Source organism: Ulvibacter antarcticus (assembly GCF_003688405.1).
GTDB classification, from domain to species: Bacteria; Bacteroidota; Bacteroidia; order Flavobacteriales; family Flavobacteriaceae; genus Ulvibacter; species Ulvibacter antarcticus.
Genome location: NZ_REFC01000013.1, coordinates 595247 through 618519, shown reverse-complemented (window position 1 = coordinate 618519; position 23273 = coordinate 595247). Strand labels below are relative to the sequence as shown.

18 protein-coding genes are annotated in these 23273 nt (G+C 36.6%); all 18 read right to left on the bottom strand.

The features are described 5' to 3' along the window. Nucleotides 1-24 precede the first annotated feature (24 nt). Nucleotides 25-2973, bottom strand: a complete 2949-nt coding sequence (locus BXY75_RS11550) for a tetratricopeptide repeat protein (protein ID WP_211331819.1) — start codon at nucleotides 2971-2973, stop codon at nucleotides 25-27. A 176-nt stretch (nucleotides 2974-3149) separates the two neighbouring features. After that, entirely contained in the window at nucleotides 3150-4712 is a 1563-nt protein-coding gene (locus BXY75_RS11545) for an NAD(P)/FAD-dependent oxidoreductase (protein WP_121907906.1), read from the bottom strand. A gap of 41 nt (nucleotides 4713-4753) precedes the next feature. After that, nucleotides 4754-5041 carry a TIGR03643 family protein gene (locus tag BXY75_RS11540; RefSeq protein ID WP_121907905.1) on the bottom strand — a complete coding sequence of 96 codons (288 nt, stop codon included), beginning with the start codon at nucleotides 5039-5041 and terminating at the stop codon, nucleotides 4754-4756. 17 nt (nucleotides 5042-5058) lie between these two features. After that, nucleotides 5059-5460 carry a DUF2452 domain-containing protein gene (locus BXY75_RS11535; RefSeq protein WP_121907904.1) on the bottom strand — a complete coding sequence of 134 codons (402 nt, stop codon included), beginning with the start codon at nucleotides 5458-5460 and terminating at the stop codon, nucleotides 5059-5061. Between the two features lie 11 nt (nucleotides 5461-5471). Next, the gene (locus BXY75_RS11530; protein ID WP_121907903.1) at nucleotides 5472-5642 is read right to left on the bottom strand and encodes a Lacal_2735 family protein; all 171 of its coding nucleotides are present in this window, start codon (nucleotides 5640-5642) and stop codon (nucleotides 5472-5474) included. Between the two features lie 341 nt (nucleotides 5643-5983). Beyond that, nucleotides 5984-7813, bottom strand: a complete 1830-nt coding sequence (locus tag BXY75_RS11525) for a YfiR/HmsC family protein (RefSeq protein WP_211331818.1) — start codon at nucleotides 7811-7813, stop codon at nucleotides 5984-5986. A 2-nt stretch (nucleotides 7814-7815) separates the two neighbouring features. Continuing rightward, a complete protein-coding gene (locus BXY75_RS11520) occupies nucleotides 7816-10557 on the bottom strand; it encodes a TonB-dependent receptor (RefSeq protein WP_245962961.1) in 2742 nt (913 codons plus the stop codon). 77 nt (nucleotides 10558-10634) lie between these two features. Then, nucleotides 10635-11063, bottom strand: a complete 429-nt coding sequence (locus tag BXY75_RS11515) for a response regulator (protein WP_121907901.1) — start codon at nucleotides 11061-11063, stop codon at nucleotides 10635-10637. Between the two features lie 183 nt (nucleotides 11064-11246). Continuing rightward, complete coding sequence (locus BXY75_RS11510) at nucleotides 11247-12530, bottom strand: capsule assembly Wzi family protein (protein WP_170152883.1); 1284 nt, start codon at nucleotides 12528-12530, stop codon at nucleotides 11247-11249. Nucleotides 12531-12567: 37 nt separating this feature from the next. Next, the gene (locus BXY75_RS11505) at nucleotides 12568-14952 is read right to left on the bottom strand and encodes a GumC family protein (RefSeq protein ID WP_121907899.1); all 2385 of its coding nucleotides are present in this window, start codon (nucleotides 14950-14952) and stop codon (nucleotides 12568-12570) included. Nucleotides 14953-14962: 10 nt separating this feature from the next. Then, nucleotides 14963-15721, bottom strand: coding sequence for a polysaccharide biosynthesis/export family protein (locus BXY75_RS11500; RefSeq protein WP_121907898.1), 759 nt, complete (start codon nucleotides 15719-15721; stop codon nucleotides 14963-14965). A gap of 94 nt (nucleotides 15722-15815) precedes the next feature. Beyond that, nucleotides 15816-17756: a polysaccharide biosynthesis protein gene (locus tag BXY75_RS11495; protein WP_121907897.1), complete on the bottom strand. Its 1941-nt coding sequence runs from the start codon at nucleotides 17754-17756 to the stop codon at nucleotides 15816-15818. Nucleotides 17757-17787: 31 nt separating this feature from the next. After that, nucleotides 17788-18918, bottom strand: a complete 1131-nt coding sequence (locus tag BXY75_RS11490) for a DegT/DnrJ/EryC1/StrS family aminotransferase (protein WP_121907896.1) — start codon at nucleotides 18916-18918, stop codon at nucleotides 17788-17790. Further along, complete coding sequence (locus BXY75_RS11485) at nucleotides 18915-19532, bottom strand: acetyltransferase (RefSeq protein WP_121907895.1); 618 nt, start codon at nucleotides 19530-19532, stop codon at nucleotides 18915-18917. Before BXY75_RS11485 ends, BXY75_RS11490 begins: the two co-directional genes overlap by 4 nt. Further along, nucleotides 19529-20137: a sugar transferase gene (locus BXY75_RS11480; protein WP_121907894.1), complete on the bottom strand. Its 609-nt coding sequence runs from the start codon at nucleotides 20135-20137 to the stop codon at nucleotides 19529-19531. Before BXY75_RS11480 ends, BXY75_RS11485 begins: the two co-directional genes overlap by 4 nt. 52 nt (nucleotides 20138-20189) lie before the next feature. Then, a complete protein-coding gene (locus BXY75_RS11475; protein WP_121907893.1) occupies nucleotides 20190-21368 on the bottom strand; it encodes a glycosyltransferase family 4 protein in 1179 nt (392 codons plus the stop codon). 1 nt (nucleotide 21369) lies between these two features. Next, nucleotides 21370-22287 (bottom strand): hypothetical protein, encoded by a 918-nt coding sequence (locus BXY75_RS11470; protein WP_121907892.1) that lies wholly within the window; start codon nucleotides 22285-22287, stop codon nucleotides 21370-21372. Further along, complete coding sequence (locus tag BXY75_RS11465) at nucleotides 22287-23213, bottom strand: DUF2334 domain-containing protein (protein WP_121907891.1); 927 nt, start codon at nucleotides 23211-23213, stop codon at nucleotides 22287-22289. The genes BXY75_RS11470 and BXY75_RS11465 overlap by 1 nt, the downstream gene beginning before the upstream one ends. Between the last annotated feature and the right edge of the window lie 60 nt (nucleotides 23214-23273).

Here is a 23273-nt window from a genome sequence, read left to right as displayed (position 1 = left end):
CTGGAGTAGTAAAGAATGATAAAATTATGGCAATGATTGAAGGTATGCGGAAGGAGTTACACCATAAAGTTCTTTAAAGCATTTGGCGAAATAAGAGAGGTTATTAAACCCAACCATAAAAGCGATTTGTGTTACACTATCGGCTTCCTGACGTAAAAGCTGCGCAGCACGTTTTAACCTGAAATTACGAAGTAGTTCTCCGGGAGCTTCGTTGGTTAGCGCTTTTATTTTACGATGGAGTTGCGCCTTACTCATGGCGAGTTCTTGTTGTATTTGTTGTACCCCAAAATCGGAATCAGAATACTCACTCTCTAGAATTGATAAAATATCTTGTATAAATTTTTGATCTATAGAAGTGACCGTTATTTTCTTCGGATCCATCTGTAGGTCTGTACTTGTAAATAATTCACGTAGCTTTTGTCTTTGTTCTATAAGATTCTTAGTGCGGACAAGTAACTCGTTAGCATTAAATGGTTTTGTAAGATAATCATCAGCCCCTGTTTCTAAACCTTCCAATTTATTGTCGAGTCCTGCCTTAGCTGTCAACATGATCACGGGGATATGGCTGGTTGCCAAGGTGGTTTTAAGTTTTTTACACACTTCCATTCCATCCATCTTTGGCATCATTAAATCGGTAATAATAAGGTCTGGTGGATTTGCAATCGCTTCGGAAAGTCCCTCCTGCCCATTTACAGCTTCATTTATTCTGTAAGTTGCAATTAGTTGTTCTCTAATAAAATGCCGCATGTCTTCATTGTCTTCAATTAATAAAATAACAGGAAGTTTCCTTTTATCAATTTCTGAAAGCTGATACGGCTTTTTCTGAAGCTTTTCCGCAGGGATTAAAATAATATCTTCAATCGGCTCGGTTCTGGTCTTTATTTCCTGAAGCGATATCTGAACGTTAAAATAAGTTCCTTTATTCACTTCAGAAGAAACTGTAATGGTACCATCCATAATATCCACATAGGCCTTGGCGATCGAAAGCCCAATCCCCGATCCTTCATATCCTTTGGAGTAAGTATGATCTAACTGATAAAATCGATCGAAGATAAGAGGAAGCTTCTCTTTTGGAATTCCAGCACCAGAATCGGATACCTCGATAGAAAAATTAGGAGTATTGTATTGTACATCACATCGAATTACAGCACCATCCTCGCTAAATTTAAAGGCATTGCTCAATAAATTATAGACTATTTTTTCAATCTTATCTCTGTCGAAGGAGGTCCAAAGTACCGATTGGGGAATGGTAACCCTGTAATCAATATGTCGTTGCGCCGCGTGAGAATTAAAAGAGGAAGTCACTGCTCTAAGACATTTATAAATATCGCCTTCGGTAGGTTCAAGTTTTAAGCTGCCCTCATCAGATTTGGAAAGTTCTAGCAACTGATTAACGAGTTTAAGTAATCTATTAGCATTACGACGTATCATTTTTACGTTTTCTGTACTAAGTTGTTCTTCGGGGTTTTGCTCCAATTGCTCTATAGGCCCTTTGATCAAGGTAAGCGGTGTTCTAAATTCATGCGAAATATTAGTGAAGAAGTTAGATTTTAATCTGTCCAATTCCTGCAGTTTTTTGTTCGCCTTTTGTTTTATTCTGAACTGATTATATATAAGGAGTCCGACAATTAATGCGACCAATGCAAAAGCAATAAGGACGTTTCGTTCGTTTACACGCTGGGTTAACTTGAGAGCTTGTAAATCATTATCCTTTGCTAATAAGGCGTTTTCTTTGGCTTTTTCTTCGTTTTGATATTTAGCTTCTATTTCACTTGCCAGGTCTCGTTTTTCCTTGGTGTAGAGGCTGTCTTTTAAAATTGCATACTCTGATTGGCTTTCATAGGCTTTTGCAAAATTCCCTTCCGAAGCATATATTTTAGCAAGGAACTCATTTGAACTCATCGTTATTAAATCTAAATCGATTGTTTTAGAAATTGTTAAAGCTCGATTTAAATTATTCTTTGCATTTTTATTATCATTTAATTGGAAATATGCAATACCAAGGTCGGTGGCGGTATATGCTAAATTGATCGAATCTTGTAATTCTGCAAATACTTGAATAGCCTTATTATATGGTTCAACTGCTTGAGCGTAATTTTTACCTTCAACATATATATCCCCTAAGGCAGAAGTAACTCTTGCCATATTTCTCTTATCACCTAGTTCTTCATAAGCCGCTTGCGCATTCTTATTGTACTTTATTGCTTTGTCTAATTCGCCGGTCTCTTTGTAAATGGTGGTAAGTTCCTGCATTATAAACGCTCTCATCCTTGGAGCGTTCAACTGTTTAAAAATAGTATCGGTCTTTAGAAGATATCCTTTAGCACTTTCATAATTTCCTAATGATCTTTGAATAACCGCAACATTAAGGAGTGTTTTTGCGTAATCTGAAGTAAGGCCCAATTGCAGTAATAGTTGCGAGGCATTTATGTAATACTCCATTGCTTTGGTGTATTCTCCTTGTTGACTCTTTATTAACCCCATGCTATTGTACGAATAAGCTATGGCCTTAGTATCTCCTGTCTTCTCGGCAATGGAAAGGTTTTCTTTTTGGTAATCCAATGCTTTTTCAAAATTTCCTTTACGGAGATAACAATCCCCAAGATCTAAAAGTGAAGATGATTGTCCTTTAGCATCATTTATGTTTTTTGCAATTTCTAATCCAATCTTGTGGATTACAATCGCCGAATCGTATGCAGATTGACTGTATAAAAAATCACCATACGTACTATAACTCTTAAGACTTAGTTTCTTATTGATCCCAGGTTTTGATAATTCAATGGATTTGAGAATGGTTTCTTTGGCTTTTTCAGAATCAATATCCTTATAAACATTATGGAGTTGGTGTAGTGTTTTAATTTTTACTGAATCTTCAAGAGCATTATTATAAACCAATTGAAGACTATCTATCTTAGTTTGAGCATAGTTAACAGCCATGCAGAAAAAAAAGAGATATATAAGAATCCTACGCATGGTGGAGAAATTACCTATTAAAGATAGCGTATTTAACAGTGATAATAACATGAAGTAATAATAATCGAATCCCTAACTTCAGACTAACACCAGAGTTTCAAATCGTGACAACTTAGTTTTCCGAAGTGATACTTATATCCTTATTTATTTCTTGGGATATTTAAGTATGATCCTTACTATTTGTTGGAATTTAGCTTTTTCACAATGGCATCTACACAGTTTATACCGTCGATTGCTGCAGAAATAATTCCGCCGGCATATCCAGCACCTTCGCCACATGGGTATAATCCTTTTACTTCTACATGTTCAAGAGTTTCAGGATTTCGTGGTATTGAAACCGGAGATGATGTTCGGCTCTCGGGAGCGTGTAAAACAGCACTATTAGTGTAATAGCCTTTCATTTTTTTTCCGAAGGAAACAAAAGCCTTCTTAAGTCGAGTGGCGATAAGTGGTGGTAGCACTTCATTTAAATCGGCAGAAACAATTCCAGGTTGGTAAGATGTCTTTGGGAAATCTGAAGATAGTTTTCCTTCAATAAAATCGATCATTCGCTGTGCCGGAACACGTTGTGTTTTACCGGCCGCCTCCCAACAACGCTGCTCCACCTGTTTTTGAAAATCTAAACACACAAAGGGGTCGTCTATCTTATAATTTGGCAGATCTTTAGGTTCTACACTCACCACTACGCCGGAATTTGCATAGGGATTGTTACGTTTACTAGGGCTCCAACCATTTGTTACGACTTCTTCCTGAGCGGTCGCACATGGAGCAATAATTCCGCCGGGACACATACAAAAAGAATAAACCCCTAGCCCTTCTACCTGTTCAACCAAGGCATAAGATGCAGGTGGCAAGTAAGGATTCTCGTCGTCACCGTGGTACTGAATTCTATCGATCAATTGCTGTTGATGTTCTACACGAACTCCCAATGCAAAGGGTTTGGCTTCAATTTTTATGTTTTTTTCATGAAGTAGATAGAAAATATCGCGTGCAGAATGACCTGTAGCCAAAACAACATCCTTAAATTCCATCCAATGGTCCGAATTAATCTCGATAGCGGTTATTTGGCCATCTTCAATTTTAAGATCTGTCAGTTTCGAATTGAAGTGAACTTCGCCTCCATTTTCTAAAATTGCCTCCCGCATCGCAGTGATAATCTTTGGTAGCTTGTTTGTCCCAATATGTGGATGCGCATCTACAAGAATATCTGGGTCTGCGCCAAAATGAACAAACCATTCCATCGCTTTTAAGACATTTCCTCTTTTTTTGGAACGCGTATACAGCTTTCCATCAGAATATGTTCCAGCTCCTCCTTCTCCGAAACAATAATTCGATTCGGGATTGACAGTCTGCTCTTTATTAATTAATGCGAGATCTCTTCTTCGTTCCCTAACGTCCTTTCCTCTTTCAAATACAATTGGTTTTAAACCTGCTTCAATAGCTCGTAAGGCAGCATATAATCCAGCTGGTCCTGAGCCAATAATGGCTATTTTGGGTGCTTCGGAAACATTCTTTGGTACAAAAGGCGGGATTTTTTCTCTTTTTTCATTCCGAAGCCAAAACTCAACCTGAAGATTTAGCTTTATAGGTTCGCGTCGTGCGTCTATGGATCGTTTTCTAATACGCCAATCTGAAATATCGTCTTTCCGAAGCTTTGCCTTTTCTAAAGCTACATCCAGAATGTAGTCAGCATCCTCTTGCTGACGTGGTAAAATAGAAATTTGGATTAGTGTACTCATAGGAATCAAAGATACTTGATTGATTTCATTCCTACCAGATGTTAGCGTTTGCTTATTCTATTTCCCGAAATAGCTTTTTGACTAGAACTCTTGAATCTAGTTATATCTGAATTCCTTTTTTTTAAATGTTTTGTACTAACACCACTATTTACTCGCTTTCGCCATCGCTTAAAACTACTTTCCTTTAAGTTAGTGCGCATTACTTTTATCACTTCTTTTTCAGGAAGACCGAATTGATATTCAATTGCTTCGAATGGGGTACGATCTTCCCATGCCATTTCGATAATTCTATCGAGTTCTCTATCGTTAAATTTTGGTTTTGTTTCCATGTAACTTGATAAATACCTTAGTTTTTCTGCCACATGAGATCCGCATTTAAATAAAAACTGCCAACAAAATCGAAATTACATTCCTCCGGTGCTATGACCGACAAGAACATATTAGAATTTTTATCTCTGTATAAATGATATTTTTCTCCTACAATGGGCTCGAAATTAAACTTCGCTTTATAAACAAGATTGTTATATTCATAGGATGCCATTAACTGATCGTGAACAGCCTTTAGCTCTAAGAATTTAGTTTTAAATTGCTTATTTACTTTGTGAATGTTTCGGTGCTTCCAAGATATGGTATCTATAGCCGTTATAGAAGGAGCACCCACATTGGTTCCGTATGGCTTCAAAGATGCGGTATACGTTCCTTCTTCAGAATTAATAACAACATTGTCCGGGATTTTATTAGTACTCATAAACAACTATTTTATGTTTTAGGGAGAGCGTCTATCTTTTTCATAGTTTCTTCGGCCTCGTAAACTTTCTGATCACTTAACTTACGATTTGTTGTAGAAAGACTGTGTGCTTCCTTAAGCAACTTTTGATACTGTTCATAAAGTTTATCTTTTTCTGATTTTTTCTTAAATAATCCAAACATAGCTTTGCTTTATAATTTTTCCTAATTCTTCACAATTGAATAATCGAGAAATTGTGAATCACTCAATTCTTTAAAAATACAGAATGTTTAACTATTTTAATTATTTCTTAAACAATTTTAACTTTATTTTGTAGAATAGAAGGTCATAAAGTTATATAATGGCTTCTGAAGACTCCTCCGCCTACGGCAACTTCTCTTGAAATAAGGGGTAGATGTGTTTGTGCGCACTTCAACACTGATACAATTAAAAATCTACAAAAAAGAATACAATAAGATGGTTTCAGAAGATATGCTTACACTTTGTCATAAAATGTTTCGACAGCCCTTAATGAGACATCATACTAAACAGGAATAGTAACATAGAACGTACTTCCCTTTCCTACTTCAGAATCTAACCAAATTTGTCCGCCGTGGGTTTCAACTATCTTTTTACAGTGTGCAAGCCCGATACCAGTGCCTTCGTAAATTTCTCTGGAATGCAGGCGTTGAAATATAGAGAAAATCCGTTCCTGATACATTTCAGGAATTCCAATGCCGTTGTCCATAATCGAAAATTTCCAATACGACTTTTCCGTTTCAGAGTCTGCAGTTTGCTTTTCACATGAAATTTCGATTTTGGGATGTACATCGGTCTCTACAAACTTCATTGCATTACTGATCAAATTCTGAAATAACATGCGAATTTCGAAGTCTGAACCTTGAATTACCGGGAGGTCTTTCACTTTTATTGCCGCTCCCGTTCTATCAATTGCATGTTTTAAATCTAGCTTTAGATCGATCATTAATTTATTGCAATCAATGCTCTTATACGAAACTTCTTTTCCTAATCTGGAGTATTCTAATAGCCCTTCGATAAGGTATTTCATCCTGTCGCTGGAGTTTTTGATAAAATGAATACTCTCCTTTCCTGATTCATCGAATTTGTCTTCGTAATCCTCTCTTAACATATCGATTAGACTCGAAATACTATTTAGAGGCTCCTTTAAATCATGACTCGCGATATAGGCAAACTGTTCAAGTTCCTTATTTTTTCGCTCTAATTCAACGGCCTGCTCACGTATAGCTTGATTTTTTTCCGCTAATTCGTTATTCAATCGCTTTTTGTTTCTATAATTCCGATAGATAAGTAAGCTCCCTAACAATAGCACTGAAGCAAGTACTATCAATAAAAGGTTAACGGTTTTTTGAGTTTTTAATTCTGAATTCGTTGCTGCCAATATCGTCTCCTTTTCTGCAATATCTGAGTTTTGTTGCCGCAGTACATCTTTTTGCTCCGTTATGGCTGAAGTACTACTGTCAATCTTAAGGCTCAGATCATTAATAAAAACGAGTTGTTCTCTGATATTCGTTTCAAGCTCCTGTTCGATGGCAGCTTTTTCTTCATAATTTTTTTGATGTAAATCACTTTCCAAAGAAAGTTCTGCTAAGCGTTGATTACGCTCTCTTATAGCCGTTTCTCTTTCTTCCAATTTCTTCTCCTGACTCTCAATCTTCTGATTTTGAGAATCAACTTGACGATCTTTTTCTTTAATTTTTTTCTGTTGTTGTGTTTTTTCTTCGGAAACTATTTTCAGAGCGTTTTGAGAATCCCGATAAAGCTGCTTCCACTTTTCTGCAGAACTAATAGAATAATCCTTTAATGAAGATGAAACGATAAAGTTCTGATTTTTTATTAGATCTTCATTAATCTCATACTCAAAAGTATTTCCAACATTTACCATGTTAATCATGGACGAATTGTACTTATAGTCTTCTGTAACCAACAGTATCTCTTTGCCTTTTATCTTATTTAAAATATAATCGATATCATAGTTATACTTATTATTTACATAAAGTAAGTGTATATCGTCTATATCTTTTACGAGCTCGAATCGTTTTACTTCCACCGGCTTATTGAAAATTCGACGTTTTTGCGACAAGGCCTGTAAGTCTATAACGGTACGATCTGATCCAAGCACACCTATTTTAAAGGTTTCAGATTCACCAAGATCTGACCAAATTATCTGTTGCGCAAAATTATTGATGAATATAGCCCGTTGAAGCCGCTTGACCTCTTCATTAGTTGTGTCCTGGCCAAATAATGTGGAAAAGCCTGTTGAACCGAAGAAAAAAAAGATAAATAAACAACCTTGTATAAAGGTAACAACTTTAGCGGGGAGAATTTGTTTCACTATCATAGTCTTAGCAAAACCCTAAGATAGTAGTTTGCCCCACGAACACCAAATTGCTGAACTCTTCTACTATAAATAAAATTACCATCACTTGTGTTTGCTGAGTGAGTATGAGCATCGGGGTAAACATTAAAGATATTGTTTCCACCAAGTGTAGCTCGAATATTGTCACTAAACTGATACGATACTGCCATATCAGTAAGCAATTTTGGCGCAAAGGTTTGATCTCTAGTTTCAACATTGCCAGTAAATTCATTAAGCACCCAATTTGAAGTATCACCATCTTCAGGATGTATATATGCTACTTCTCCAAACAAGGTATTACCTAATTGTAGATGGTATTTACTAAACTCGTAAGAAACTCTCGAATTTATTTTAAAATTAGGTTGCGCCTTTTCCACTCTGGCAATCTCTTCACGGTTAAATAACACATCTTCCTGGCCGATTAGAGATTTTGGTACCTTAATAGGCCCAACGACCTTGGTTTTGGTATAATTCGCTGCAATGGATGCATTGAACTCTCCTGTTCCCAATGAAGTTTTATAATGAATCGAAGCGTCACCGCCAAAGGTTTTGGAATCGATAGCGTTGGTGAAAAACTGGGCAGCGCTTACATTGAATGGTGCCAGTATCTCTTCATAACCCTCGGCAAATTGCCCCGACAATACTATGCGGTCATTTATATCGATATAATAGTAATCCAAAGAAAATGTGATATTATCACTGATTTTACCATTCAATCCTGCGGCAAAGTGTCTGGATGTTTCGGCTCTTAAGCCATTTATGCCAAATGCTTCGGTTGCAACTGCACTTTCGTTATTGAAGGTTCCAACTTGTACAATATCTCCGTCAATAAACTGACTACTAATGTTCTGAAAGAACACCTGATGCAACGATGGCGCCCGAAATCCTTTTGAATAAGAACTACGCAAACTTAATTTGTCGTTGATTCTGTAACGCCCGGAGAATTTATAAACTCCCTGACTTCCAAAATCATTCGATGATTCGTATCTACCTCCTACTTTTAACAACAAATTATTGTTGGGATTTATCTCCCAATCCATATATCCGGCTGTATTTGTTCTGAAACGATTTAATTCGTTTTCGGGTTGTATCCCAGGAAAAATCTGTGCGCCGGCGATGCGCGGTTTTTCGTTCCCGTCTTCATCGAAATAAGTACTGCCACCATTAATAAATGATGCTTCTTCACCCGCAATGATCTGAAAATTCTCAACCCTTAATTCGGCACCGAACGCCAGGTTTAATCCGGAGAAATAGTCGAATGCTCTTGAAATATCGAGGTTCGTAGTATTCTGATCATACAAGAAACCTCCCGAGTAAAATGTACGAGGGGAGGTAATACCCAATGAAGCATTATTTGAGTTGTTGACAGTATAATCTATTCTATTTCCTCCAATGGAATGACTAAAATCTATATTGAATTTGTTTTTCACCCCTTTAATTCCCATAACTACAGCATCATCCTGGATATCAGTGAGAATCCCCGGGGAGAATCCATTTGGATATAATTCGAGCACTACCCTATCTTTATCCTTCGGAAATCTATAAAATCCATGTGATTTTCCCTCTCTGTAATTACGTCCTCCATGTAGGTATATTGCGGCAGTTGGAGATAATTGAAATTCTCCATTAAAATAAAGTGCCAGGTTTTGAGTTTCAGCATTACCAATTTCCATTACCCGCATATTATCGAAACCCGTTTGTCCATAGAAATCATTTTGCCCGATAAGCAAGTTATCGGTTGCCGGGTCATTCGAATATACAGCTCCTTGATAATCCCCAGCTCTGTTGGTTGCATTTCTATTTCGGTACTCCGCGGTTACATTTAAAAACCCGGTGTTTCCAATTTTTAATCCGAAGTTACCCGAAGAGTAATTTTCGAATCCGTCACCTTCAGAATTAATTAAAATTCTATTATCAATGTCTATTACTTCTACCTGTTTTTTAAGGATTATATTTACTACTCCGGCGATTGCATCAGAGCCATACTGGGAGGTTGCACCCTCTCTTAGTATTTCAATTCGTTCTATTGTCGCGAGCGGAATCGCATTAAAATCGGTTCCTACGCTACCTCTACCCACAGTTCCATTTACATTTAACAAAGCGCTGTTGTGTCTTCTTTTCCCATTAATAAGAACAAGAACTTGATCAGGGCCTAATCCGCGAAGCGTGGCAGGATCGATATGGTCTGTTCCATCAGCTATCGTTTGTTGAGTTGAATGAAAAGATGGTGCTAAATAATGTAATACAGTGCTTAATTCAGTTCTAGATGCATTTGAAATATCCTGTGGTGAAATAATATCTACAGGCGCTGAAGTTAAAAAACTAGATTCCGGTGTAGCTCTAGAACCCAAGGATACAGGTTGATCCATTGAAAATCCCGTTTTTAGCTCAAAATCGACAACTCCTGTTTCTCCTACCTTTACAATTATCGATTTAAATTGTGCCGTATACATAACAAAATCAGCCTTTAAGACGTACTCGCCTTCATCGACTGAAATTATAAAATTTCCTTTAACATCTGTTGTTGCCGTAGTTGAATTACCTTCAACACTCACTCTTGCTCCCGGAAGACTTCCAAATTGATCTGAAACGTTTCCAGTGATTGTCGCTCTGGATTGGCCAAATGCATTGGAAAGTCCAAGTATTAAGGCAATAAAGAGCAGGAAAGGTTGAACCTTAAGTTTAATGGTTGAGAATGAAAATTTAGTAGGACTTATCAATTAATATGGGGAATTGGGGTAGGTTAAAAGTTTCTGGTGCTAATGATTAAACACTGTTCTGTATTTTAGTTCATTATTTAATAGCTTGTTTCGGCCTTATAATCGAAATGAGATTTTAATACTTCATTCAGTAGTGGGAAAGAGAGCGGTTTGTTGATAAAATCGTCAACCGGATGTTTTTCTCTTGATTTCTTCACATCTTTAGGATCTGAGGAGGTGGACAAAAGAATAACTTTAATATCTAAGATGAAATTTTCATCAAACTTTTCGAACTCTGTTAAAAACTCCCATCCATTCATAGCCGGCATGTTAATATCCAGAAAAATAAGGTCGGGTTTTATATTATGTTCCTTCTGCACTCCTTTGAGGTATTCGAGTGCTTCAGTTCCACTTTGTGAGGTAACTATCGTATTAAATCTACCATGTCTATTTACTACCATTTTATTAAAAAAATTAGTAGCTCGATCGTCATCAATTAATAATACGCAGTTAATCTTTTGATCCATGTAGAAGACAGTTTCTATTACAAAGTTAAAATTATCCTAAACCTATTCTAAAAAATAAATAACAACAAACACATTTTTCGCTGAAACAACACATATTATCGACGAGCATCGTCTAAAGAACGTCCGTTTGCGTATTTTCCTATTAAAATTTTAGATTTATTGTATTATTTGGAAGGAATCTCTCTAGAAAAAGTACTGGTAACTGAAACCTCCCGCAACAATATCTTTGAAAGTATCTTTGTAATCGTATCCAAAAAATACCGAAAATTTACCGTATTTTTCTATTGAATACGAAGCTTTTCCGAAGGAATAAAAAGCTTTCTGACTCGGATCAATGGGAAAAGCATAATGACCAAAATTGTTAAGGAAAGTTGCTTTAAAAAGTAACTCTACCTTTTTAATCTTACTGGTAATTCCAAATTGGTGCGCCCTAATCCTGTTATTGCCAGGTGGAACAATAAATGGCAGTCCAATGGTATTACTCTCATAGGTCCAGCCACTTCTGTAGAATCTATGATTAAAGTAACTATCGTACCCAGAGCCACCTCGATAATAACTCTGATCTGTTGTATCTATATATTCGTATAGAACCGAGGTAATCCAGGAATCATCAGCCGGTTCAAAAAATACACCCCATACCCCATCCGGAAAATTAGCCAAACGTGTACCCGAACCATCCTCGAATGGATGATCGTGGTATATTTTAAATTCTCCAATATTACTTTTGGTGCTGTATTCAAGTAAGTAGCTTCCTAAATGGTTGCCAAGTGCATTTACACGATCTCCAGTTTGTTTGGCTACGAAAATATCAAGAAAATCTCCAAAACTTTCGGCTTGCTCCCCTAATTCAGAATTGCCACCCCATAATGCATAATGTTGGATTCTTCCGTAAATTCTGTTATTCTCGTTTATCTTCCAATGAATACCAAAGCGCTTATAGTGTACTTTAGCATTATCTACAAAACGATCATCATTTAAAAGATAATGAGCAATCCCCCAATCTATACCGAAGGATTTAAAAACTTTTAGAGGATTGTTGGCTTCAATTATTATTCCAGGTAATGGTCTGGCATTAGAAGACAACAAAAAATTCTGATTCGTGGACGAAAGCCCGTTTAAATTTTCGTCCTGTTTTTTGGAACCTGCAGTCACCTTTAGCCAATTATTCTCAAATTTTAAGTACAAATCCCGACGTTGAAATTCATCATTAACTCCGTCTCTGTAAAAGAGAGCGGTTCCCGCTTCTAAAGTTGCGTTTGAAATTGGGTAGACACCTTTAACTTCTCCAACTCCCGAGAAGTTGGTAAAAGCCCCTTTGGAAGTATTTGTATTTGTGTAAAACCAAAATGGGATGTTCTCTTCTGAAGAAAATATTCCGGTTGCCGAAAGCGACCCCGTTACTGAAACTTTTTGAGCAAAAACCCCAAGCGGACTTATTAAACACAATAATATTAGAGTTCGTTTCATTGTATGGAAAGGATTTACTTTTTGACCGGCACGCTGCCTAACGGTTAAACAACCTTTGAAAAAAGGTCTTCTTTTCTTCACTATACGTGTACCCGTACTTATTACCATATCCAAAGTTACTCATAGTAACACTGTTTAATACAAGGGCAATGTTCGCCAATCTTCCTTCTTCAATGGCGTCCTTCGGAAATTCCATTAATTTTTTGTCAGTAAAATTCGCTCGGATCACGTATAAAGTGACATCGGCAATTTTATTAATTAGGATGGTATCGGTTACTAACATAGATGGGGCGGTATCCACAATAATAAAATCGTATAAGTCTTTAATTTCCTCAAAGAAAATATTCGTTCTGGGTTGCATAAGTAATTCGGCAGGATTTGGAGGAATTACGCCAGACATGATTATACTTAAATTTTCATTGTACTCACTTTGACTCGCAAGATCAGCAGCAGCTATCGTATGGTCTATGATATATTCTGTTAATCCTTTTTTATCTTTTTGTTGTCCCGGAAGATATCGATGTAACTGCGGATTTCTAATATCAGCACCAACCAACACCACCTTTTTACCAGTTTGTGCCAGGGACAATGCTAAGTTAAAAGCTACAAAAGTTTTACCTTCACCTTTAATTGTTGAAGTGACAAATATTTTCTTCGGAAGACCGCCGTCTACGGTTGTTTTACCGGCAAGAAGATATTGAAGATTAGTTCTTAATATTCTGAAAGATTCGGCTAATATACTTCGGTCATTATGTTTTATGAGCTCTTCCTCACCTCGGCTTAACTTTGGTATTTCGCCAATCAACGGTGTTGTTCTGTGTACGCGCTCTACGTCACTTCGATTCGATACTTTGGTGTTAAATAAATAATATATATAAATCAGTAAGAAAGGTACTAAGAGTCCTAATATAAAGGATAATAAGTAAATAAGGGAAGGCTTTGGTGACTCTTGTCCTTTACCACTGTATGCCGCATCTACCACCTTTGCTTTAGAGGAAGTCACCGCTAACGAAATAGAAGTCTCCTCTCGTTGTTGCAGTAAAAATAAATACAATTGTTCCTTTATATTCTGTTGTCTTACAATGCCTCTAAACAATTTTTCCTTTTCGGGCACTTGAGAAAGTTTAGCGTTGAATATATTTTCTTGGTTATTAAGATCTTTAATTGCAACTTGATAGAAGCGTTGCTGATTTTTTAAACTACCACTAATGCTGCTTTTTAATTGTTCAATTTGAGAATCCAAATTTATTATTACCGGATTCTTCGAAGTTGAATTTTTTAATAACCTGTTTTTCTCCAGCACCAACTGATTATACGTGCCTACAGATGACTGTATTTCGCCATTATCTATCCCTATATTCGACGGTAACAAATCGATCGATGATGTGGAATCCATATAGCTAATCATGGAGTCTATCAATTCTAGTTGTGTAGATGTATCGACCTGTCTTTTATTATAATCGCTGGCATTCTCGAGTATAAGATTTGCTTCAGCTTCTATATCGGTAAGACGATTGGTACTTTTAAAGCGCTCCTTATTGTTCTCTACAGAATCCAATTCGCGCGTAATAATCTCCAAACGTGAATCTATAAAGTTTGAGGTTTTTTGTGCGATCTGGCTACGATCATTTATTGCATCCTGATTGTACTGATATACCAATTCATTTAAAAAATCCTCCGCTTTTACCGGTAACGATGAAGTTAATTTTAGAGATACAACTTCCCCATTTTTGCCATCGTGTACCAGATTTAATAGGCCTTGAAAATGCGCAGCAACATTTTCTACAGAATGATACACCACATGTATTGGTTTCTCAAGGTAGTTATTAAATTTATCTATGTTTTCGGTGTTTGGAACTACAACCAAATCCCCAAATGGTAAGTCTATTTTATCACCAAAACTATATTTCTTACTAAAGGTCTTATTAATGTCTTCTATAGTAAATTCTGCGTCGGAATGCATGATAATTACCAATTGAGGTATAGTTAACTGCGTCTTGTCTGAAACGCTTAAGTAATTTACCTTAAAAGGCTTGTAAACATACAATTCACTGGTCTTAATTGATCCTTCATAAAAATATTGAACGTTCAAATTAAGTGATTCTACAGTTTTTCCGATAAGACTCTTAGAGCGTAGAATGACTAATTCATTGGCAATATTATCAGAAAATGCATTAGAAAAAAGTGATAGGTCTGAAAAAGCCGCAAGTTCGGCTGCTCCTCCTCCTTTCTTTTCATCCTTAATAATAATTGTACTACTAGTTGCATAAGTTTTGGTCGCATATCTTAGATATATGTAGGCGCCTGTTAATGCAATTAGTATTCCGAAGAGAAACAAATACCAATAACGAACATACTGTTTAAGTAATTCCTTAATGGATTGTTCTTTAATTTCTGAAATATTAGTAGGGCTATTATTCATTCAATTTAAATTATCTTGTCAACAAAATCACAGAACTTAATATGATAGTTACCACCGACAAAAGTGCCGGAATATCTGGAATAAAACCAGATTTTTTAACTCCTCGTAAGGATGGTTCTACATATACAACATCATTCTGCTTTAGAAAGTAATAAGGGCTATTAAATAGATCTGAGGTTGTAAAATCAATTCTAGCTACACGTCTCTTTCCGTTCTGTTCTCTAATTATAAGTACGTCTTTACGTTTTCCATCTTCTGTAAAATCACCAGCCAAGGCAATGGCTTCCGGAAGAGATATTCGCTCATCATTCACGTTAAAAACGCCTGGATTTAATACTTCGCCAAGGACAGTCACCGTAAAATTCATTATACGCACATCGACAACTACATCTTTTATATAAACTGAAAGATCCGCTTTAAGTTTATCAACCACTTCCCCTCTGGTATTTCCTGAAACTATTATATCTCCTAACACCGGAAATCTGATATATCCTTCTGCAGTAACCAAATATCCTCTAAGACCAGGATTAGTATTGGTGACAGTGGTTGAAGTCGCTTCAGAATTTCCCAAAAATGGCCTTACAACTTCTTCATTAATAGCTGAAATGGAAATATAAAGAATATCATTTGGCTCAATTATCGGCTCAAAATTATGTTCGATATTTTGAAGGTCCAATTTTTCTATGTCCTGAAAATATATAATTTCCTTTTTTGAAGCACAAGAAAGCAACAATAGCAGGATACCAGATAGAATAATTACTTTTTTCATTCAATTTTTTTAAATTCGTGCAAATATAAGGTCTTCCACAAAGAAAACTTCACTTATTAAAAACTTTGTCTTTTAATGATTAAATTAAAGACGTCTATTTTAGAAAATCCAAAGCTTCAAATTCAGAATTCTCACTTTTGTATTCAGGTACAAGGTCTTTCAATAAAATAACAACCTCTTTATCCTTATGACGCGTAGCCGTTTTTATAATCTTTTTAATTTTTTGGTTTATTTCATCGAATTGGGCCACTGGCACTTTCGAAATCATGATTTTAGGGTGATGCGTGGGTAAAGAAGTAGAAGTATCATTTAATAATTCTTCATACAATTTCTCACCGGGACGTAAACCGGTAATTTTAATTTCAATATCCTCATAAGGCTCCAATCCGGACAATCGAATCATTCGTTCGGCCATATCCAAAATCCGAATGGGTTTCCCCATGTCAAAGACGAAAACCTCTCCGCCAACGCCCATTGTTCCTGCTTGCAATACTAATTGGCAAGCTTCTGGAATTGTCATGAAATATCTAATAATATCTTTGTGAGTAACGGTAACTGGTCCACCTTCCGCAATTTGTTTTCTGAAATGTGGAATTACCGATCCATTTGAACCCAATACATTACCAAATCTGGTGGTAATGAATTTGGTTTCGAGTTCTTTACTATTCTGAAGTGATTGCACATACATTTCGGCAGCGCGTTTAGATGCTCCCATTACATTGGTAGGGTTTACTGCCTTATCGGTTGAAACCATAACAAATCGTTTAACGTTATGATTAACAGACAACACCGAAAGATTCACCGTACCTAAAATATTTACATAAATTGCTTCGTGCGGATTACGTTCTATTAAGGGGACATGTTTATATGCCGCTGCATGATACACCATCTCGAATTCATACTTTGTGAACAACATTTCTAACCGATACATATTGCTAATATTGGCCAACTCAATAATAAAGTTCAAATTTGGATAATGTTGATCGAGATAGATCTCCAATTCATGTAGTGCAGATTCTGCTTGATCTAAAATAACAATGAGCTTCGGATTGAATTCTGCAATTTGACGCACGATTTCACTCCCTATGGATCCTGCACCCCCCGTAACCAGAATTCTCTTCCCTTCGAGATCTTTTGCAATGGAATCGTTTTCTATTGCGATTGGGTCACGTTCTAAAAGATCCTCAATCTGTATCGGCTTGATTTGATTCTTAATATCCTCTTTACGGTTCCATGTTTCTAACAGAGGCACATTAAAGATTTCTACATTTTGAGCTAAACAAGCTTCCACTATTTGGTTCTTCTCTTTTCCTGTGAGTGATTCACTTATAATAAGTACACCTTCGATCTCATACTTCTCTACTATCTCGGCCAGATTATCTTTTAAAGGTATAACAGGTTTTCCTAGAATTTTATAACGCTTAGAATCAAAATTTTCAGTAATAAACCCGACCAATCGGAAAGGCAAATTAGACTCGGTAGTTAGTGCTTTCGCCAAAGAAATGGTATGATCATCAACACCAACTATAGCAACATGCTTCTTAAAACTATTTGTAGCAGTATTTTTTAATAACTGATATACCTCCTTTACTACAATTCGGAAGAATAACATAAATGTAAAAGAAATGAGCAATAACAACACCAAAGAAGTGTTTAAGAATAATTTAGTGCCAAAGGTGCCAAAATACAGATAACTAATCAATCCTAAGCTTACCGTCGCTAAGAAGGTGGAAAACGCTAGTTTTAAAATATCAGTAAAAGTTGAATGTCTTATGATACCAGAATAGGTTTTAAAAAGGAAGAAGAAGAATATATTAACTCCTAAGATCAAGAGTATCTGACTTGTAAATGAGAAAGTCTCCGGGAATATTAAAGGGGTTTCCTTCAATATAAAAAACACCAAATACCATGAGATCACACAAAATATACTATCCAAGAATACTACAGACCATCGAGGTAAGTATCTCTTATCTAATATGCTAAGTCGATTATCTCCAGTGAAGATCTTATTAATTATTTTTCTTGTTATTTTCAATTTTATAAACTTGCCGCAATTTAGTTATTCTTTAGTTAAAACCCCTTAAAACAGATAAAATCCTACTTTTATCGATAGCATTGAGGTTAGACCCGGATGGTAAACAGATTCCGTTGTGAAAAAGATCTTCAGAAATCTTACCACCATAATAGGGTGCATTTTCAAATACAGGCTGTAAATGCATAGGTTTCCACAATGGCCGCGATTCAATATTTTCTTTCTCCAAAGCTAATCGAATTGTTTCAGCAGAAAATCCAGCTTTAGCCTCATCAACAATAATACAGGATAACCAATGATTCGAAAATACTTCCGAAGTAGGTTCAGTAAACACAGTTACTCCGGACACGTCTTTAAAAATATCCTGATAAAAGAAATTCATATCACGACGATATCCAACGTGCTTGTCTAACACTTCCATCTGCCCTCTTCCAATTCCCGCACAAATATTACTCATCCGGTAATTATAACCTATTTGAGAATGTTGGTAATGTGGAGCCTCATCTCTAGCCTGAGTTGCATAAAAAATTGCCTTTTGTTTTGTTTTTTCATCATTTGCCACCAATGCGCCACCACCAGAAGTAGTAATAATTTTATTCCCATTAAACGAAAGGATTGAAATATTACCTAAGGTTCCACATTTCTTACCCTTATAACTGCTCCCCAAAGCTTCGGCACTATCTTCAATCACAGGAATATCATATTTTTTTGAAATTGCTGCTATTTCATCCCATTTATAAGGCATACCATAAAGATGTACTGCGATAATCGCCTTTGGTTTTTTCCCCAGCGCAATTCTGTCTTTTATAGCAGCTTCAAGATACTTCGGACAGATATTCCAGGTATCTGATTCGCTATCGACAAAGATTGGTGTGGCCCCTTGATAAACAATTGGATTTGCGGAAGCCGAAAATGTCATGCTTTGACAAATAACCTCATCACCACTTTTAACGTCTAATAATATTAAAGCCAAATGCAAAGCAGCAGTACCCGAGCTTAAAGCGGCTACGTTTACTCCTTCTTTCAAATATTTCTGTAGGTCCTGCTCGAAACCGTTAACATTAGGGCCTAATGGAGCTACCCAATTAGTATCGAATGCTTCATTCACGAATTCACGTTCAGTTCCTCCCATATGGGGAGAGGATAAGTAAATTTTATCTTTCATAATTTATTATTAAACCTTACTATTCTGGCTGGGCTCCCGAATACAACGGCATGGTCCGGGACATCCTTAGTCACCACTGCTCCGGCTCCCACAGTTGCCCATTTACCTATCTTAATATTAGGTAGTACCACGCTTCCGGCTGCAATAAATGCCCCTTCGCCAATAGTTACTCCTCCTGCAATAGCCGTTTGAATTGCGACATGCGAAAAACTGCCAACAATGACGTTATGGGCTATTGACGCATTATTGTTGATGATACAAAAGTCTCCCACTCGAACGTCTGCGTCCAGTGTAACATTTGGGTGCACCATCACTCCTTCCCCTAAAGTTACTGAAGGATATAAGACAGCGGATTTATGCATAAAACTGGGGAAATTCGCTTTTAATTTCGACGCGATAGTTTTTCGGATGAGGTTATTACCAATAGTAATACATATATTTTCAATAGAAGCAATTGAAACACCTTGCGAATTTTTAACATCCACATTGAGTATTGAAGCGACAGAAGGGGCATCATCGAGAATTTGAACCGGTTTAAATGCTCCTAGTGATCGGATTAATTCGACAGCTGCAAAAGCATGTCCTCCTGCTCCATATAATGTGATTTCCTTCATTTCTTCGTCGATGAAGTATTAGGTTCTTTAATCTCTTCTGTATTATATATCCCTTCTCGAATAATTACTTTTTTAAAAGTCGCCAAGATAATTTTGAAATCAAACCAAAAATTTTGATGCTCCACATAATGAATATCAAGTTCCAATTTGCGCTCCCAACTATTTTCATTCCTTCCGTTTACTTGTGTCCAACCTGTTATTCCTGGTCGTACATTATGCCGTTGTTTCTGAAAATCTGTATACAATGATAAATACTCCGGAAGCAAGGGTCTTGGCCCTACGATGCTCATATCTCCCTTTACCACATTGACAAATTGAGGAAGCTCATCTAAAGATGTTTTACGAATAAAACCACCTACCTTGGTCAATCTATCCTCATCGGGCAGCAAAGCTCCTGAAGCATCCTTTCTATCGTTCATTGTTTTGAACTTAATTATACTAAAAATCCGCTCACCTTTTCCAGGTCTTTTCTGAAAGAAAAAAGGTTTGCCGTCATTTGCTATGTATAGCAGGACAGTAATAATTAGCAATACTGGAGAGATTACTATTAAAAAAATTGCCGAGGCTAAAAAGTCAAAAAAAGGTTTGATTAAATTTAAATACATGGGGTGTTATTTGACTTGAAATTTTCCAATGGCAAAAATAGTCATTATAATCTTATTGAGTAGTTTCTAGATCTTCGAATCCACAACGCTTCAGTTGTTTTCTATATTCATCCAAGATCGCTTCCCACATCGCCTTACGCTGATATCTTTCTACAATAGACATTCGGCTATTTTCTTTCAGTTTCACTCGTTCTGTGACCTTTTCCAACATTGTATGCATTGCAGTATATAAGGCATCTACGCTTTTAACCTCAATGATAGTCCCGTTAGTTCCTTCTTCAATAATTTCATTGCAACCATTTATATTACTCACGATAGCCGGTAAGCCCATTGCTCCCGCCTGCATTACCACATTGGGAAATCCCTCTCGATAACTCGGAAAAGCAAGGGCGTCACTGATTGCAAAATAAGGGCGTACATCCCCTTGGTATCCAACTGAAATAATTGTTTTGTTTTCTTTAATTTCTGAAATGGTACATTCCAACAATGGATCTAGCTCTGTTTCTAATGGACCTACTAATAGCAAGTATGCATTAGAATTATTTAATTTTATATGAGCTTCTATCAACTCGTTAATTCCCTTATCCCCAACTAACCGACCTACGAATATAAATACAAAAGCTTCCTTCGGAATTTCCAACGAAGCTCGTAATGCTGTTTTTTCATCTTCTGAAATAACTGAAGGATCAAAAAAAGAGGTGTCGATACCATTTGAACTTCCATTTTTTATAACATGGACCTTCTTTGCTGAAACATACTTATTTTCAACTAAAATTTCAGCAATTCGTTTAGAATTAGGATATACCTTAGTTGCACAGGCAAACGTGAGTATTTCCACCAACTCCAGAATTTTTCTTTTTAAACCAATGGTTTCTAACAAGGGTAGCCCCGCGACGGTATGCAACCTGATTGGAACCCCTGCTAATCTTGCTGCCAACATTCCTGCAACTCCTGCCTTCGGGGTATGCGTATGCACAATTTTGGGTCTTTCTTTTTTAAAGAATTTATAGAGGTTATACACAGATTTAAGATCTTTGAAGGGAGTGATCTTACGCGTCATATCCACAAAGTGCGTTCGAACCTTCAACTGTTTACCTAATTTTTCTAATGCCTCTTTTTCCGAAGCTATCGCAGTAACCTCAAAATAATCCTGCATAAAATTGAGTTGCCCCTCAATTAGTTTTTCTAATGAAATAGGAACCGTAGTAATACGTATTAATTTATATTTCATATTACATTTTGTCTCCCATTTGTATATGCAAGTTCTCATATACTTCAGCGTTATTCACCTTAGCTTCCGAAGCATCCAATACTGTAAAATATCCTGGTAGTGACTCAAACCCCAATGCCAACGACATTTCATAAAATGCCTCCTGTGTGCTATACAAAAAGGATTTTTTATTCAGGTTTTCAATGCAGTAATTCGTTAAACACTGTAGTACGATTTTAGCTTCGTCCAGATTTTTATAAGTCATTAATAGAACTTTCATCTCATTGGTTCCGGCTTCTAAAATGGCGAAGTTCTCCCCTATTTTAAGGATCGTATTCTCTTTAATTCTATCAACGTACTGACCAACAAAAGTTTCGTAAGAATATTCGAATTTTAAGGCATCGACTTCAGTTTCAGTAAAGGCTTTAAAGATTTGTTTTTTAATTGCTTCGGAAGCGGTGCATAATTTAGCTTTGGGGAAATCTCCTTTATACACTTCCGAAGGAGAAAATAAGTGATAACTAGGTACTAATAATGATCCTGCTGAGGCTAATCTACCTGCGCTAGCATTAGTTTCTGTTACAAATGCGGTAAGATGCGGAACCTCATGTGACTTACAAAGCATTCTGGATTCCTGAATAATCTTACTGAAGCAACCTCTTCTCCTAGCTGCAGGCAGCGTCCAGGAGCCTGTCATTATTCCTGTATTGATCTGTTGACCTGTTGACTTGTTTTTTAAACTTCTATAAGTGACACCGGATCCCGCTAAAACTCCTAACTCATCATGATGTATTACCATCAGATCGCTAACGAAAGGTCCTCGTTGTTGTTCGAATACCCAATTATACTCTTTGTCACCACCCCAGGCCCCGAAACACTCGTTAAGATGAGCGATATACTTCTGCTTATATCCCTTTGGATTATACTCAATGTGTTCCATTAGTTGTTTTGTTTTATGTGATTAGATATTTCACCCATTGAAGTCCACCAGATATCATCTCCATACTCGTTCTCCAAAATAGTTAAAAGAGTGTCGAGGTAATTCATGTAAATTTCATCCACACCGTCTAGGGCAATGTGGCCCATGGCATTTTTAATTATATGGGCTTTTATGGAGAGTAATCCTCCATTATCAAGAATGGCTCTCGCTCGTTCAATCTTAGAGTTTGCCTGAAAATTTGAAGGGATATGTGTAATTCCTATATCTGCCACCTTGCATGGATATAAAAGTGGAACATCCAAAATACCACTCATTTTATTTACAGCATCTACTGTGATGGGTGTAAAAATGTCGCGTGCCGATGCAACAAAATCGAAATTATGTTCTTTTAGTACTTCTAAGAATTGAGGTGGGGCATTCCATCCCGGAGGGCAAATTCCCTTAACGGCATTTACTCCGGCATGTTCGAAAATACGAACCATCTCGGCAACAATAAATTGGAATTCCTCTTTCGTCTGATTTTGAAACTCTACAGGAATTTTCAAACCTTTATGTACATGATACAACCCGTGGTAGGCAATTTCGGCACGTTCCATTGTATTTAAAAAATTGACGAAATCCGAATGGTTCTCAAGATTCATCTTATCTTTCGGCCATCGTTTTGCCAAAAAATACTTGTCTCTAATAGAAGGGATAGAAGCTAAAACCTTACGCGTAGGAACCGGTGAAATCTCTCTCCAGCTTGCTGTCGTAAACAAAGTAACTTTTAACTTTGGATGCCTCTCTAACAACTCCATGACCAAGCCCAATACGCCCTTATCTAAATCGCCACCAGCTTCATAAGCATCTGTGCTTTTTGCTGGATGAATATCATCAATCGTAAAGCATATCGCGGCTTTTTTATTTTGGGGTTTCCAATTTAGCATAGGTTTGTGTTTACAGCTGCAAAAATACAATTATTTGGCAGTAGTGAATTTTTGTAAGAC